The organism is Paraburkholderia fynbosensis (assembly GCF_902859935.1).
GTDB lineage: Bacteria > Pseudomonadota > Gammaproteobacteria > Burkholderiales > Burkholderiaceae > Paraburkholderia > Paraburkholderia fynbosensis.
Genome location: NZ_CADIKI010000010.1, coordinates 120,549 through 136,352, shown reverse-complemented (window position 1 = coordinate 136,352; position 15,804 = coordinate 120,549). Strand labels below are relative to the sequence as shown.

The 15,804-nt window shown below is 59.3% G+C and carries 10 protein-coding genes and 2 pseudogenes; 5 read left to right on the top strand and 7 right to left on the bottom strand.

The genetic code is table 11. The features are described 5' to 3' along the window. Window positions 1-23 precede the first annotated feature (23 nt). The 5 genes and pseudogenes from HV770_RS18260 to HV770_RS18240 form a co-directional block, all read left to right on the top strand. Window positions 24-1,601, top strand: coding sequence for an MFS transporter (locus tag HV770_RS18260; RefSeq protein ID WP_175161782.1), 1,578 nt, complete (start codon window positions 24-26; stop codon window positions 1,599-1,601). Window positions 1,602-1,782: 181 nt separating this feature from the next. Then, window positions 1,783-2,688: a LysR family transcriptional regulator gene (locus tag HV770_RS18255; RefSeq protein ID WP_175161780.1), complete on the top strand. Its 906-nt coding sequence runs from the start codon at window positions 1,783-1,785 to the stop codon at window positions 2,686-2,688. 367 nt (window positions 2,689-3,055) lie between these two features. Continuing rightward, window positions 3,056-3,607, top strand: a complete 552-nt coding sequence (locus tag HV770_RS39755) for a DUF3331 domain-containing protein (RefSeq protein WP_425497446.1) — start codon at window positions 3,056-3,058, stop codon at window positions 3,605-3,607. Between the two features lie 146 nt (window positions 3,608-3,753). Then, window positions 3,754-4,041, top strand: coding sequence for a hypothetical protein (locus HV770_RS18245; protein ID WP_175161776.1), 288 nt, complete (start codon window positions 3,754-3,756; stop codon window positions 4,039-4,041). Window positions 4,042-4,349: 308 nt separating this feature from the next. After that, window positions 4,350-4,978 (top strand): annotated as a pseudogene (locus HV770_RS18240) (MlaA family lipoprotein); the annotation flags it as partial. A gap of 436 nt (window positions 4,979-5,414) precedes the next feature. On the opposite strand, the pseudogene HV770_RS18235 reads toward HV770_RS18240, so the two are convergent. The 7 genes and pseudogenes from HV770_RS18235 to HV770_RS18205 form a co-directional block, all read right to left on the bottom strand. Next, window positions 5,415-6,577: pseudogene (locus HV770_RS18235) on the bottom strand (porin). A 713-nt stretch (window positions 6,578-7,290) separates the two neighbouring features. Then, on the bottom strand, window positions 7,291-7,485 hold the full coding sequence (locus HV770_RS18230) for a hypothetical protein (protein ID WP_175161774.1): 195 nt from the start codon (window positions 7,483-7,485) through the stop codon (window positions 7,291-7,293). A 78-nt stretch (window positions 7,486-7,563) separates the two neighbouring features. Then, a complete protein-coding gene (locus HV770_RS18225; protein ID WP_175161772.1) occupies window positions 7,564-9,114 on the bottom strand; it encodes an efflux transporter outer membrane subunit in 1,551 nt (516 codons plus the stop codon). Window positions 9,115-9,124: 10 nt separating this feature from the next. Further along, window positions 9,125-12,391: an efflux RND transporter permease subunit gene (locus HV770_RS18220; protein ID WP_175161771.1), complete on the bottom strand. Its 3,267-nt coding sequence runs from the start codon at window positions 12,389-12,391 to the stop codon at window positions 9,125-9,127. 14 nt (window positions 12,392-12,405) lie between these two features. Continuing rightward, window positions 12,406-13,581 (bottom strand): efflux RND transporter periplasmic adaptor subunit, encoded by a 1,176-nt coding sequence (locus tag HV770_RS18215; RefSeq protein ID WP_175161770.1) that lies wholly within the window; start codon window positions 13,579-13,581, stop codon window positions 12,406-12,408. Between the two features lie 189 nt (window positions 13,582-13,770). Continuing rightward, the gene (locus tag HV770_RS18210) at window positions 13,771-14,559 is read right to left on the bottom strand and encodes an alpha/beta hydrolase (RefSeq protein ID WP_175161768.1); all 789 of its coding nucleotides are present in this window, start codon (window positions 14,557-14,559) and stop codon (window positions 13,771-13,773) included. Between the two features lie 163 nt (window positions 14,560-14,722). Then, window positions 14,723-15,775: a LysR family transcriptional regulator gene (locus HV770_RS18205; RefSeq protein WP_175161767.1), complete on the bottom strand. Its 1,053-nt coding sequence runs from the start codon at window positions 15,773-15,775 to the stop codon at window positions 14,723-14,725. Window positions 15,776-15,804: the final 29 nt, after the last annotated feature.

The following is a 15,804-nucleotide window of genomic DNA, read 5'->3' as shown; positions in this document are numbered from 1 at the left end:
CCAATCATCCAACGGGTTCACCGATGAAAACTGCAACGTCATCCGGAACAGAGAGTAACAAGCTGCTGATTCTTGCAGCCGTCTGCCTGTCCGCTCTTGTTTTGCCACTTGCCTTCTCCGGAGGCGCCGTCGCTACGCCAGCAATCGGGCGAGACCTGGGCGGCAGCCCCGCCATGCTGACTTGGGTGACGAACGCGTTCATGCTGAGCTTCGGCAGCTTGCTCATGGCCGCCGGCGCGCTGGCCGACCAGTTCGGCCGCAAGCGGCTTTTCGCCCTTGGGCTGGGCGGCTTTATCATTACTTCGTTCGCCATGAGCTTTGCACCGTCGGTGCTGTGGCTCGACATTCTGCGCGGTGTCCAAGGTATCGCAGCCGCGGCGTCGCTCTCGAGCGGTGGCGCATCGCTTGCGCAGGAGTTCGACGGGCATGCCCGTACGCGGGCATTCAGCATGCTTGGCACGAGCTTCGGCCTCGGTCTCGCATTTGGCCCGCTGATGGCGGGCGTGCTTATCGAGCATTTTGGCTGGCGTTCAATTTTCCTCGTTATTGCAGCGATTGGTGTTGTCGCGTTCATCTTCGGTGTGCCGCGCATGCGTGAGACGCGCGACCCGAACGCAACTGGTCTCGACTATCCCGGAACGGTCACCTTTACGGCAACGCTCGCATTGTTCACGTTCGGTGTGATTCAGGCGCCGGAAGGCGGATGGGGCAGCCCGCTTGTTGTGACGCTTCTCGCTGCATCAGCTGTGTTTCTCGCGGCGTTCATCACGGTCGAGACGCGCGTCAAGCGGCCGATGCTCGAACTGAGCCTGTTCAAGTACCCGCGCTTTGTCGGCGTGCAGATTCTGCCGATAGGTACCTGCTACTGCTACATCGTGCTTATCGTGATGCTGCCGTTGCGCTTTATTGGCGCCGAAGGTCTGAGCGAAATTGACGCCGGTATGCAGATGATTGCGCTCTCCGCACCCATGCTCGTCGTACCGATGCTAGTCGCGTCGTTCACGCGCTGGATGTCTGCTGGCGTGCTCTCGGGTATCGGTTTCCTGGTTGCTGCCGCCGGTCTCTACTGGTTGAGCCTTGTCGATTTTAGCGGTCCGAAGGCTGAACTCATCATGCCGATGCTGGTGATTGGTATTGGCGCAGGCATGCCTTGGGGTTTGATGGACGGCCTGTCCGTCAGCGTGGTTCCGAAAGAGCGCGCAGGTATGGCGTCGGGCATCTTTAGCACGACCCGCGTAGCAGGTGAAGGTATCGCTCTCGCCATTGCGACAGCGATTCTTGGGGCGCTCGCGCATACGAGCCTTTCCCGCGTCATTCCTGACAATGGTGGTGACATCTCCTCTCGTGTTGTCGAGGCCTCACAACGTGTGACCGCGGGTGACATGGTGCATGCTGCATCGACCTTGCCCGAAGTAACCATTCACGCACTGTCGTCAAGCTATGCGGACGCATTCACGAGCCTGCTGCACGTGCTGACTGTCATAACGTTGCTGTCGGCGTTTGCCACGTTCGCTTTCCTGAGCAAGACTCCGGCGCACGATGACGAGCCGGGTGCGAAGTCTGAGACGAAGGATGTCGCCGAAGAGGCCGTTAGCGCATAGCGCTCGGTGCTGATGCTGAAGGGGTTGTCCTGCAACGAGGTAGCCCCTTTCCCTTTCTGCATCAGTCGAGTCAGTCCGGCTGGCGCCACGCCCTCTCTGCGGTGATTGCACAGCGGCAACTCCCGTGCTGCAGGCGCCTGATACAGTCTGATTTTCCCAACTTGCGTAATGGGGTTAAGAGATGAGCGAGCGGGTAGATGCACCCATAAATGAAATCGCGGTATTTGTGGCGGTTGCCCAAACCGGCAGCTTCACGCGCGCGGCCGAAGAAATCGGTAGCAGCAAGTCCAATGTGGGTAAGGCGGTCCAGCGCCTTGAAGCACGACTCGGCTCCCAGCTCTTTCAGCGCACTACTCGTGCGGTCCGGCTGACTGAAGACGGCGAGACGTATCTCCTTGCGGCGCGGGAGGCGCTCGAAGGTCTTCGTGAAGCGGAGCAGCAACTCGCATCGAGGCGGGCTGAGCCCGCGGGGCGCGTCAAAATTGACCTGCCCGCAGGTTTCGGTCGTCTGTTGCTGCCGAGCTTCATCCAGCTTCGCGAAAAGTATCCCAAGCTCACGGTGGAAATGGCCCTTACTGACCGGATGTCTGACCCGGTCGGAGAGGGCTGGGATATTGTTGTTCGCATTGGCGCACTACCGGACGACAGCGAATTTACCGTGCGCAAGCTCTGCGACCTGAGGCTAGGGCTGTATGCATCGCCTGAGTATCTCGCGCGCCGGGGCGACGTGAAGACGCTAGCAGAGTTGACTGACCACGACGCAATAGTTTTCCGTGGCCCAACGGGACGTCTACGTTCATGGACAGCGCGAGACAACGATACCGTGCGGGAAATTGTCCCGCATCCTGTTCTCGTGCTTGCCGACGGTCAGGCTCTCGTCGAGGCGGCGGTGGCTGGCTTCGGCATTACGCAGATTTACGACCGTGTCGCACTTCCGCATGTGCGTGCCGGCCGCCTTGTGCACCTGCTGCCCGAAGCGGACGTCGACGGGCCGCCAGTGCATGCCATCATTTCGCTCGGTCAGAAGATGGCGGCCAAGACCCGGGCAGCAGTGAACCATCTTGCCGAAACGCTACAGAAGGGATAACAGAGCGGAGTACGCTTGGCTGCCTGGCCATAGAGTCGGGCAGACGTCGACCCGGCCAGGAGCCCGGCCGATTTGAAGAGGGCACCGTCAGTAATCTGGCGACTGTACATCCCGCGAGCGCTGCCTCATGTTGATTTCAGAATTATATTCTCGCCAATCCAGAATAATCTATATCGGTGGCGTTTCCTCCCATCGTGCGAAACCTGACTGTCGCTTCTGAGGCTACACAGTAACCACTCCGACGAGCTTTATCTGAAGTGTGAAAGGTCTCAGAATTGAGAGCATTGGTTGAGTCGCAAACGACGCCAAAGTTATCCAGCGATGTCGGTTGGAGGACAGGCGCCATCAACGAAGCTTTTCTACTGGCATGCGGTGGCTTTGCGCAGATGGCTCTACATGGTGTCGCGGCGCGCACAAGAGAGAACGCAAGGGTAGTGGCTTGTTTCAGGAGCAGACAATGCGTTTTTTCGAAAACCAGACGGACCCGTGGGGCCACCTGCTTGGCGAGCTAAAAGTTTTCTCAAAGGCACCTCCCCCGGATGCAGGACGCCGGTTCGCCACGACGCAAGTCGTACCTGCATTGCGGACGATTTACAGGCCGTCGCCAGAGCTCGTTGTGACGATTGCGGAGCGCACAGGGCCAACGTCGGCAACAGTCATCTGGAATGAGCCGAATTGCAGGTACGGCTACCAGACCTGGCGAGCTGCAGTATCCCGCGTGTCCGGTGTTTGCGTCATCAGCGGCAAAGCCATTCGCCGTGGCGACATAGTATTCAAGCCACAGTTGCGGCCGGTACCTCTGAATGCGCACGCGATGATTCTTCAATCCGTAGTCGACAGACTTGCACCTCTTCTGGAAGAAGAGTCCGAACAAACGGGGTGCAATGCGGGAATCAGGAATTCCGGGATTGTTCGGTAACGACAAGAAATCAATTCGGAAAACCAATCTTTATCTGGAGGGACAGTCTGGCTAACCTTGATTTGCCTGGCGGCGGGATGCCTCCAGTAGCCAAATGAAGGGGTCTGCCATGACCAATGCTTTCACTCATCAAACTGGAGATTCAAATGGGTTCACGACTTCTGCGCGTTTCGCTCGCGCTGATTCTGGCCGGCGCCGCGATTGCCGCTCTCGCGGAGGGCGGCGGAGGCATTGGTCGCGCAGGCACTTACCCGCCGCAATTCGGGCCGAACACACCATCACACAAAGACCTGTTCGAGCTGCGCAAGGAAAAGCGCGAACAGGCTAACCGTGCAGTGGTAGCTGATGCTTCGTCGGACGTGGGCGGCACGGCCGACGTGGTGTCGCAATCAGGCGTGGCCAAGGCAGCGCCGGGAATCCACAACCATCACTAAGCAGTATGTCGTGCCAGCGCGGGCCGTCGGCACGACAGAACGCGCCTCCCGTTTCTCGAACGTTGAAGGTCCTGCGGTAGCTGGAGCGCATTTTCGACATGGCGGAGGTATCTGAAATCTGCCATGGAGACAAAATGGCTATCGCAGCAATCGTAGTGGGCTTTCTGGTGAGCCTCGTAGGTGGCCCGAGCCTGCTGGACCACCTGTCTAAGACATCGGTCGAGCGCCTGCAGCAATCAGTAGATGTGCAGCATTGGCAACTGCCGCCGGACCAGCAGCGAACAGATTCCCAGTGCTCTTCCCTGGTAATGGGCGTGACCGCGATAGCGTGGCTGACGGGATGCGCAACGGCGTCGGACCCGCTTGAGCCGATGAACAGGGCTGTCTTCTCGTTCAATGAGGGCCTCGACAGGCATGTTGCAACGCCTGTGGCCACGGGTTACACGAAGGTAGCGCCAGCGCCCCTGCGTACGGCGTTCAGCAACTTCTTTTCTAACCTTGGCGACATTACCAACTTTGCGAATAACCTGCTGCAATTTAAGATTACCGCTGCCACCGAAGACCTGACGCGCTTCACGTTCAATTCGACGTTCGGTCTAGGCGGCCTTCTGGACTGGGCATCGGCTGCCGGGCTGCCAAAGCATCACCAGGATTTCGGGCTGACGCACGGACGCTACGGGGTGCCGGCCGGGCCCTTAACTTGTGCTGCCGCTATGTGGCCCGAGTTCTGTGCGCGATGCAAGTGGCTGGGTTGTTGCGAGTGCACTCACTCCTACGACTTACCTTCCGGTTGAGGCCGGTACCCCTTTTTGGGCTGAACGTCGTAAGTGCTCGCGCCGATATGCTGGGCGCGACTGACCTTCTTGAACGGGCCGCTCTCGATAAGTACAGTTTTGTGCGTGACGGATATATGCAGCGACGTGCATACCTGTTGAGGACGGTAAAGTGCTGCCATCATACGAAGAGCCCGCCAATAGCGTCGGCGATTTGGCGGCACAGGCGCCCCCCGATAACGAAACGGTGCCTGCTTCGCAGTAAAGAGGAGGGGCTGGACTTATGGACGGCGCAATAACCCGCAACGGGAGCCACGTTGCAATGTCCGGCTTTGACATAGCACCACAGGCCGAATGCGAAATCTGCGGTTCAGCGGACGTCGCAGTGGTCGGCGATGAAGACGCAAGGGCGAGGTTCGAGTTCGTCAGGCGCGGCGCAATGGGGTGCACAGGAGGGCTTGCAACACCGGCAGTGGTCGTCTCGTGTGCCGAGTGCGGTACAACCTACGAGCTCTAATCCTGACTCGATTGGGTGTGAAAAAAAAGCGCGAGGACGGCAGTCGTCGCGCTTTTTCCTCTCTGCTGGCCGGGCGACGGAGCTTAGAACTTGTGGCGGATGCCCACGATTGCGATTTCCTGATGGCTGGTGCCGGCGTAGCCGTACGAACCAATGGAAGCTTGGGCGGCCTGCGTCGTGCGCGTACCAGTTGCCGCGTCGTACACCGACTGCGTGCCGCTCGCGTGTCGATACGCCGCCATCGCGTAGAAGTCAGTGCGCTTGGACAGTGCGTAGTCAGCGCCCAGCGAAGCCTGATGATAGCTCGCTGACGTGTCACCGCTCGCCTTCATGTACGTGTAGCCTGCACCCACGAGCAACGCCGGCGTGAGCTGGTAGGCCGCGAATACGTTGCCGATATTGTACTTCTCGGTCTCGCTGAAGCCCGACCTGCCATCCGGGCTGTAGCGCGCGTTGCTGTACGAGAGACCGACCGTCGCGGAGCCGAAGACGTACTGACCCGCAACTCGCGCAATGCCGATGGAGTGTGCGGTAGAGTAGCCGTTATTGACCGGACTATTGAAGAGCGAGTCGGAAGACGTACTTTCCAGCCGGTCGTTCGATTTGCCGTCGGATTGTTCGCGTAGAAGTAGCCCGCAGCGAGCGACACCGGACCATTGTTGTACGTTGCTGCACCGCTCCACGTGTGTCCCTGGCCGGTCGTGCCCGCGCCATTGCTGAAGCCATAGAGGCCTTCCACCTGGAACCCGGCATACGTAGGCGAGACATACTTCACTGCGTTGGACGTGCGCAGGCTGTTGTCGTAGTTGTCGACGTCGCCCGGCGTGGCAAAAATGCCGCCGAAGAAGTTATCACCCGTGATGCCCTGAACCATATCGACAAGCGGGTCATACTGACGGCCGAGCGTGACAGTGCCGTACTTGTCGCTGGTCAGCCCCACGAACGCCTGACGACCAAACTCACGGCCACCTTGGTTCAGTTTGCCCGTGCCCGGGTCAAAGCCGCTTTCCAGCTGGAAGACCGCTTTCAGTCCACCACCCAGGTCTTCAGAACCCTTGATACCCCAGCGGTTGCCATTCATGTTGCCGTTAATCATCCCCACCTGTTTTTTGTTGCCATCGGCGTTGTGCACATAGCCGATGCCTGCGTCGACGATGCCGTAAAGCGTGACGCTGGATTGCGCGTGGGCTGCGCCCGTGAAGCCAGCAAGCGCAATTGCGAGAGGGGTTAGGAGGTACTGCTTCATATCTTCGTTCTCCAGATGTTTTACTTACGTCGGTAATGCGAACGTAAAGATAGCGTGTCAAAACGATGGCGATAAACGACAAAGTGATGGATGTGTGGAGGGCGCTACGCAAAAGAAGGAGATTTGGGTTGCGAGGGAGGGGAAGCGGGGAGTGCGGAAGATAGCTAAATGGTTGTATTCGTTGAACTCGCGAAACACTTGTCTTGCGCTGTTCGGAATGAGCGAAAAGACTATTCGCCAGTGAGGTCTTCCGTGTTGGAGACATGGCGCTACTCTTCGCTCAACCCTATCTCCTCGCAGTTGTTTGCCCTGGGCCAGGGACTTCGCGCTCTTCACGCGAAGTCCCGATTCGCTCTCTCCCTCATCACCGCCTCTCCCCGTTTTCAATCCACAAAGCGCTTCAATCGCCAGCGCGAATCGACGTGTGACGCGACTCGTGAATTGACGCTCGTGCTCACGCATCCTAGGCGTGCTCTATTCGTTGAGAGCGAACACTGAATTCGTGCATCGGGACCTTACGTGGCGGCGCTGCCCGCGATAAGATGCGGCCAGCGCAAGTGCTTCTCGCAAGTTGTCATTCGGGCCCGGGGCTTCGCTCACAGGCGAGCCCCGTTCAATCATTCCGCTTCCCGCTCTCCGGGCTTATTCCACTTCATCGCGGTGGAGACCACGTCACAGCAATGCGCGTCTGGGTTCTTCAGAAAAAATCTTGGTTATCGCATCGCGCCAGCGTTCGCCAGAACGATTGCCATTCCTATCGCCACCACAGCTGCAGTGAAATAGCAGACCGACGCGATGACGGCGAGCTGTAGCATCTCTGCTGCGAAGGGCACCTCAACACGGGAGATGGCACGATGTAGCCAGCTAACCGGTGTGGTGAGAATCGTGTGGGTGACGACGGATTTCATAACCCTACTCCAGAAGGCGAGAGGCTCCTCCGGTGACGCTGGAGGGGCCCGTGTGATGCTCAGCTCATGCTGGCTTCGTTACTTTTGCGCGACCGCTGTCTGCGCTGGCTCTGCGGGTGCTGCCCGTCCCACGACCGGTTGGGCAGGCTGAGGCACAACGTCACCCCAACCACCACCAAGCGCGCGAATCAGGTTGACCGTGGAGGCCGCCTGCACACCCTGCAGTTGCACTGCTCCACGGCGCGCCTGCAAGACCGTCCGCTCCGAATCAATGACGTCCAGATAATTCACGGCGCCTTCGGTGTACTGCGCATGCGAGAGGTCTGCTGCACGTTGAGACGCCTTGACCGCTTCGTTCTGGGTTCTCGTTTGGTCTTCCAGGATGCGCATGTCCGACAGGTTGTCTTCGACCTCGCGGAACGCAACAAGCACCTGCTGCCGGTAGTTTGCGACGTCTTCCTCATAGACGGCCCGGGCGTTCGCAAGGTTGCCCTTGCGGCGACCACCATCAAAAATCGGAATATTTAGCGCGGTGCCTGCAAAGGGCCCAAGCAGGAACGCGCGGCTGCTCCACTTGAAGAGGTCGCCAATCGTCGCCGATTCGAACCCACCCGTACCGGTGATGGTGAGTGACGGGAAGAAGGCAGCCTTCGCTATGCCGATACGGGAGTTCGCCGCGGCCATCGAGCGCTCTGCAGCTGCGATGTCCGGCCGACGCTCAAGCAGCGACGAGGGGAGGCCCGGCGGCAACCGCAGGTTGACCGGTTTGATGGGGTCGGCCGCCATCGAGAATTCGGCGGGTGCCTTGCCGAGCAACACGGCGAGGCTGTGCTCAGACGCCGCACGCAGACGCTGCACCGTCATTGCATCCGACTGCGCAGTGGCCAGTTCAGCTTTGGCACGCGAGACGTCGAGTTCAGTGATTTCGCCCTCGGTATAGCGGCTCTGAATCAGTTTCAGCGCCTGCTGACGCAGGTCGACGGCATTTTTGAACACCTCGGACTCCGCGTCAAGTTCACGCAGCGCAAAGTAGTTCTGTGCGACGTCCGCCTGCAGGGCGAGCATCACCGAGCGAAAGAGCGCCTCACTGCGCTGCGTGTCGGCGCGCGCCGCATCAACAGTCGACGCAACTCGACCGAAGAGGTCGACTTCGTACGAAGCGCTCGCCTGAGCGCGCCAGAACGTCTGCTGTGGCACATTCGAGCCATCCGGCTGGAAGAGGGAGGCTGCCGAGACCTGTTGGCGCGTCGGACCAAAGCCGGCATCAAGCGACGGGAACAGACCCGCGCGCGCTGCCTGGTTCATTGCCCGGGCCTCTTTCACCCGAGCGGCCGCGGCCTTGAGGTTCTGGTTTGCGTCCAGTGCCTGCCGTTCGAGGTCGTTCAGCTTGGCGTCCTCAAACACCTTCCACCATTCACCGCGGGCGACCTCTTCCGACGGCTGTGCAGTCTTCCACGTGCCGGCTTCTTCCGGCGTGAACGGCTGCTGCGGCGCTTCCTTGAAAGTCGCACTCGTCGGTGTGGATGGCACCTCGTACTTTGGTGCCAGCGAGCAGCCAGCCAGAATCAACAGGGTGCCCAGCAGGACGGAGCCGGTAAAACTTTTTGTCATCGAAAAAATTGCTTTCATGATGGTCTCCTTACTCCTGGAATGCTGGTTCGGGAACCTTCGCATCCGGTTTCGCAGAAGCACCAGTGGGGCCGCTGCCGCCGCCACGCTCGCCATCGCTGTCGTCCGGACCATGGATATGCGGATGGTTACCGTGCTTGTCCGTGAGCTGCTTGCCGCCCGAGAGCTTGCGCAGAATCACGTAGAACACCGGCGTGAGGATGAGCCCGAAAAAGGTCACACCCAGCATCCCGAAGAAGACGGCGATACCCATCGCACGACGCATCTCCGAGCCAGCACCGGTGGACACGACCAGCGGAATCACACCCATGATGAACGCGATGGACGTCATCAGAATCGGGCGCAGGCGCAGACGGCAGGCCTCAATTGCGGCCTGAACAATCGTGCGGCCCTGAATTTCTAGCTCGCGTGCGAATTCAACAATCAGAATCGCGTTCTTCGCCGACAGCCCCACCAGCACCATCAGACCAATCTGCGTGAAGATGTTGTTGTCACCTTGGGTGAGCCACACCCCGAAGAGCGCGGACAGAATGCTCATCGGCACAATCAGCAGAATCGCGAGCGGCAGCGTCAGGCTTTCGTACATGGCGGCCAGCACCAGGAACACCAGCAGAACACTGATAGGGAACACCCAGAAGGCTGCGTTGCCCGTCAGAATCTGTTGGTACGTCAGGTCGGTCCATTCGAACTTGATGCCGCGCGGCAGAGTCTCAGCTGCGATGCGTTCGACTGCTGCCATTGCCTGGCCAGACGAGTAGCCGGGCGCCGGACCACCATTGATGTCGGCGGCAAGGAAGCCGTTGTAGCGAATCACCGTCTCTGGGCCGAACGTCGGCGTCACTTTGATGAGCGACGATAGCGGCACCATCTCGCCAGCCGCATTGCGGGTCTTCAACTGGAGAATGCTTTCAGCCGATGTGCGGAACGGAGCATCAGCCTGTGCACGCACCTGGTAGACGCGACCGAACTTGTTGAAGTCGTTCACGTACAACGAGCCTAGGTAAATCTGCATCGTGTCGAAAACGTCTGTCACGCTCACGCCGAGCTGCTTCGCCTTCTCGCGGTCCAGTTCGACGTTCAGCTGCGGAACGTTAATCTGGTAGCTCGAGAACGAGGGCCCGAGTTCGGGAGCCTTGGCTGCCGCTGCCAGAAACGCCTGGACGGCTTTGTTCAATGCTTCATAGCCCAGTGCGCCACGGTCCTCAATCTGTAGCTTGAAACCGCCGATGGTACCCAGACCCGAGACCGGAGGAGGCGGGAAGGTCGCAATCATGGCGCCCTTGATGCCCGCATATTCCTTGTTCAGATTTCCAACAATCGCCGCCGCAGATTCGCCCTTGGTACGTTCCTTCGAGGGACTCATGACCGGGAACACGAGGCCGCTACTCGACGAATTCATCAAACCGGTTACATTCAGGCCCGGGAATTCAGGCGAGTGGACGACGCCCGGCTGCTTTCGGGCGATGATGCCCATCTCGTGAACGACTTTTTCTGTGCGGTCGAGTGACGCGCCCGGGGGCAACTGCAGAATGCTGACTAGGTAGTCTTTGTCCTGACCCGGCACGAAGCCTCCGGGCACAATCTTGCCGAACAGGAACGTGCCACCGAGCAGGATGCCGTAGACGACCATCATCGCGGCCTTTCGATTGATGATGCCGCCGACTCCCTTGCCGTACGCTTCCGAGCCACGATGGAACACCTTGTTGAACACGTTGAAGAACGGTCCAAGAATGCGGTCCATGATTCGCGTGAGCCAGTCTTTCGGCGCCTGATGGTCCTTCAGCAGCAATGCCGACAGTGCGGGCGACAAGGTAAGCGAGTTGAACGCCGAGATGACGGTCGAAATCGCAATGGTCATCGCGAACTGCTTGTAGAACTGACCTGTCAGACCCGACATGAACGCCAGCGGCACGAACACGGCAACCAGGGTCAGCGCAATGGCGATAATCGGTCCGCTCACTTCACGCATCGCTTCGTACGAAGCCTCGAGCGGTGTTAGACCCGCAGCGATGTTCCGCTCGACGTTTTCGACCACCACAATCGCATCGTCGACCACAATCCCGATGGCTAGCACCATCCCGAAGAGCGACAGCGCATTGATGGTGAAGCCGAAAGCCAGCATCAGCGAGAACGTGCCCACAATCGAGACGGGCACCGCCAGCAACGGAATCAACGAAGCACGCCAGGTCTGCAGGAAGACAATGACGACGATAACAACAAGGACGATAGCTTCGAAGAGGGTATGGACAACCGCGTCGATACTTTCACGGACGAACTGCGTCGGGTCATAGACAATCTTCGCTTCGACGCCTTCGGGCATGTCCTTCTGCAGCTCTGCCGTGATTCGACGAACATCAGTCGAAATTTGCAATGAGTTTGCATTGGGCTGCTGGAAGATGATGAGCTGGACGCCCGGCTTACCATCGAGGCTTGCGCGAAGGGCGTATTCCGCAGCACCCATTTCCACGCGCGCCACATCGCTAAGATGCGTCACCGCACCATCCGGGGACGTCTTCAGGATGATGTTCCGGAACTCTTCCTCAGTCTTCAGGCGGCCTTGGGCGTTCACGCTCAGTTGCATCGGAACGTTGGTCGTCATCGGCGCACCGCCGACGATGCCGGCCGCGACCTGAACGTTCTGCTCGCGGATTGCCTTCACGACGTCGGTCGCCGTCAGGTTCTGACGCGCCACCTTGGTTGGGTCAAGCCAGACGCGCATCGAGTAATCGCCCGCGCCCCACATCGCCACTTCACCGACGCCCGGAACCTGTGCAAGCCGGTCTTTGACGTTGATAAGTGCGTAGTTGCGCAGGTAGGTGAGGTCGTAGCGCCCGTTCGGAGACACCAGATTCACGCCCATCGTCAGGGTCGGTGAAGACTTGACTGTGGTGACACCGAGGCGCTGAACGTCTTCGGGAAGACGCGGCATGGCCTGCGATACCCGGTTCTGCACGAGCTGCTGGGCCTTGTCCGGGTCGGTGCCGAGCTTGAAGGTCACGGTCGTGGTCATTGCGCCGTCGCTGTTAGCCTGCGACTGCATGTACAGCATGTTTTCGACGCCGTTAATCTGCTCTTCAATTGGAGAAGCAACGGTCTCGGCAATGACCTTCGGGTTCGCGCCGGGATACTGTGCACGAACCACGACCGACGGGGGGACGACTTCCGGGTATTCGGCCGTTGGCAATTTTGTTAGCGCGATGAAGCCCGCCAGCACAATCACCACCGACAGAACGGCCGCGAAGATTGGCCTGTCGATGAAAAATTTAGAGATGTTCATGATGACCCTCTCGTTTATGCCGCAGACTTGGCAGCGTCGACCATGTTGACCATGTGCGGGCTGACGGTGTCGCTCGGCTTCGCATGCATCATGCCGTTCACGACGATGCGCTCACCGGCTTTGAGGCCGGAAGTCACGATTCGAAGGTTGTCGTGCAATCCACCCACTTGAATTTCCCGATAGGCGACCTTGTTCGAGCCGTCGACGACGAGGACAAATTTCTTCGCCTGGTCGGTGCCCACTGCTGCGTCGTCAATCAGAATCGCCGGATGAGGCTCCCCACCGCCAACCTTCACGCGAGCGTAGAGGCCCGGAACGAGGGCGCCATCTGCGTTGTCGATGGTGGCACGGACGCGGATGGTGCCCGACGAGGTATCGAGCCGGTTATCGACAGATGAAACAGAGCCTTTGCGGGAATATCCGTCCTCGTTCGCAAGGCCCAACGACACTGGCACCTTCGAATTACGGTCACGGCCGAGGTATTGCAGGTACGTCTGTTCGTCGACATCGAACGAGGCGTAAATCGGTGACACGGAAACGAGCGTAGTGAGCAAAGGTGCATTCGCACCGCTCGCGACGACGTTGCCAACGGTCAACTCGGCGCGTGATACGCGCCCTGTCACCGGGGCGATGACGTTCGTGTAGCCCAGATTCACCTGTGCGGATTCAAGTGCAGCCTCAGCAGCCTTCACGCCCGCAACTGCCTCGCGGGAGGCATTTTGCTTCTCGTCGTAATCGCGTTTGGCGATGGCGTTATCAGCCAGCAGGCGGTCAGCACGCGCGGCATCGGTCGAGGTGTAAATCGCACGAGCCTTAGCTGCGGCAACCTGTGCCGCTGCTCGGTCAACTTCTGCCTGATAGGGGCGAGGGTCAATCGTGAGGAGCGGGTCGCCTTTTTTTACCAGCGCGCCGTCCTTGAAGTGCACGGCGACAATGGTGCCGGAAACTAACGGGCGGACATCGACGTGGTCTATAGCCTCCAGCCGGCCCGAGTAACTTTGCCAGTCGGTGATGGTCTGCGCGAGGACAACAGCGACATCAACTTCGGTCGCGGCCGGAGGTGCGTCAGCAGCCTGAGCTGCACTCACCGGACCAGATGAGGTCCCGTGGGTGAAGCCAATGCCTGCTGCTGCGCCGACAATAGCGAGGGCGCCGAGCGCCACGCTAAGTCGTTTTCGATTGGTGAGCATGTGTAGTACTCCTGAAGGATGCAAAAGTGGTCTGTAAAAACGTGACAGGTCTGGATTCAGTTCATAGCCGCCTCGGCTTCACACCATCACTGGGTGTAGCGTTGACGAAAGTATGGACTCCGTGTTTCTGGTTATAAAGTAGCGAACAGTGGTTTCTTTGTATCCGTCGGAGCGACAGTTGCGCTTCTTTCAATCCGGTGCGAGCCGCTTGCGCAGAAACTCGACTACATCGTTCAGTGCCGGCGCATGCGATATGAGCTCGCCATGGCAGACCCCGGCATGGCGTGTCATCTCGACGGGCACACCTGCCGTAATGAGTTCCCGTGCGTAAATCTCGCCATCCGCGCGTACCACGTCCTCTTCTGCGGTTGCTATCAGCGTCGGCGGAAGCGTACCGAGGCGTCGTGATTCGAGTGGCGCGGCGTAGGGGTGAATGCGCTGGCCTGCTAGTGGCAGATAGGCGCGGTAGGACCGCGCGCAGTCCTCGGGCACAAGGTCGCTCTTTCTGGAGCGTTTGCCATCTATCAGTCGGGTCATGCTCGGGTCGAGCAACGGCGCGAGGAGTGCCTGAGCCGAAAGCCGACGCACGCCCCGGTCACGCGCGATGGCAGCCAATCCTGCCGCAATGTTGCCACCGGCGTCATGTCCGACCGCCGCAATCCGTGTGGCGTCGGCGTTAAAATCCCGAGCGTTTCCCACTGCCCATTCCAGCGCGAGATGTGCGTCTTCAGTCGCGGCCGGAAACGGGAATTCCGGGGCGAGAGAGTAGCCTACGGCAATGACCCATGCGGGTATCCTCGACGCAATGAGCGAAGCAGGCTTGCTCGCGTCGTCCAGCGACCCGTCGACGAAGCCCCCTCCGTGGAAGTACAGCACAATTGGCATACCGTTGTGAGCGGACGGGTGATAACTGCGCAACGTGATGTCCTGCGCATGTCCCGCAATCGTGATGTCCGAGATGTCCAGCCTGGCTTTCATCAAAGTGTCCGCGCAGTGTGCGCCAAGGGTTAACGAGGATTCTATTTGCTGCTCGGATTTTGCAGACAACGGCTCGCCAGATAAACAGTTCACTTCCGATAAGACAATTCGGTCGCAGCGAATTGTGCCGTTGAAATTTGCGCGCCATCGTCCCTCGCTTTGGTCACGCGCACTCGACCGAAGCCTGTGACATCGAAGCCATATCCCTGGTGTGGTGGGCGGTTGCACGAACAGTCTCCTGCACGCGGCCCGCGAGGATGGGAGGCTGCAGATTCCTGACGTATTGAGCGAGACCGGCCGGAAGGACGTTGTCCGCACGAAGCAGTTGACATTGTTCGAACAGTTCGGCAACCCACTCGACGAAGACCCGAACCTGAGGTGAGAGATGGCGGTTTTGCGGATATACCGCAGAAATCGCGAATGGGCTCGGTCGCCACTTGCCCAGCACTTCGACTAGAGCACCGGACTCCAGATGCGGGTGTGCCAGGAAATGCGGAACCTGGATGAGCCCAAGACCTTGTAGGCCACACTGCAGGTGCGCGTCACCATCGTTGGCCGCGAGCTTGGAGCGCATCCTCACTTCGACTGGCTTGCCATCGATGACGAAGTCCATCTCGACAATACGACCGTTGCGACTGGAAAAGTAGTTGACCGCGGTGTGCGTGTCCAACTCTCCAAGCGACATGGGCTCGCCATTACGCGCGATGTAGTCGGGACTCGCTACGGTGACAAACTCCGAGGCACCGACCCGCCTTGCCACGAGCGTGGAGTCCTGCATCGGGCCCATGCGGATGGCGCAGTCGACGCTATCCTGTATCAGGTCGACAGCCTTGTCGCCAACACCCAGCATGAGGTCGATATCCGGGTACCGCGAGTGGAAGTCATCCAGCGCAGGAACGACAAGAAGCCGTCCAATCGAACCCGGCATATCGACCTTGAGCTTGCCCCGTGGAGCTGAGGCAGTCGAGAAAGAACTTTCTGAATCCTCGACCTCGGCGAGTATTCGGGAGCACCGCTCATAGTAAGCCGCGCCGTCCGGGGTGAGGCTGATGCGGCGCGTCGTACGGTTGAGCAGGCGTACCTTAAGGTAAGACTCGAGGGCCTGGATAATGGTCGTCACCGACGAACGCGTCATGTGCAGGGAGTCGGCTGCACCGGAAAAACTGTTGGTGTCGACTACCCGTGTGAAGACCTGCATCGCTTGAAGTTTGTCCATGATTCTCACCTAAGGCAATTACGCTTCGC

Excerpts from the sequence above, each read along its gene's own strand:
- HV770_RS18260 (WP_175161782.1), top strand. The coding sequence starts at position 24 with ATGAAAACTGCAACGTCATCCGGAACAGAGAGTAACAAGCTGCTGATT.
- HV770_RS18255 (WP_175161780.1), top strand. The coding sequence starts at position 1,783 with ATGAGCGAGCGGGTAGATGCACCCATAAATGAAATCGCGGTATTTGTG.
- HV770_RS39755 (WP_425497446.1), top strand. The coding sequence starts at position 3,056 with ATGCGGTGGCTTTGCGCAGATGGCTCTACATGGTGTCGCGGCGCGCAC.
- HV770_RS18245 (WP_175161776.1), top strand. The coding sequence starts at position 3,754 with ATGGGTTCACGACTTCTGCGCGTTTCGCTCGCGCTGATTCTGGCCGGC.
- HV770_RS18230 (WP_175161774.1), bottom strand. The coding sequence starts at position 7,485 with ATGAAATCCGTCGTCACCCACACGATTCTCACCACACCGGTTAGCTGG.
- HV770_RS18225 (WP_175161772.1), bottom strand. The coding sequence starts at position 9,114 with ATGAAAGCAATTTTTTCGATGACAAAAAGTTTTACCGGCTCCGTCCTG.
- HV770_RS18220 (WP_175161771.1), bottom strand. The coding sequence starts at position 12,391 with ATGAACATCTCTAAATTTTTCATCGACAGGCCAATCTTCGCGGCCGTT.
- HV770_RS18215 (WP_175161770.1), bottom strand. The coding sequence starts at position 13,581 with ATGCTCACCAATCGAAAACGACTTAGCGTGGCGCTCGGCGCCCTCGCT.
- HV770_RS18210 (WP_175161768.1), bottom strand. The coding sequence starts at position 14,559 with ATGAAAGCCAGGCTGGACATCTCGGACATCACGATTGCGGGACATGCG.
- HV770_RS18205 (WP_175161767.1), bottom strand. The coding sequence starts at position 15,775 with ATGGACAAACTTCAAGCGATGCAGGTCTTCACACGGGTAGTCGACACC.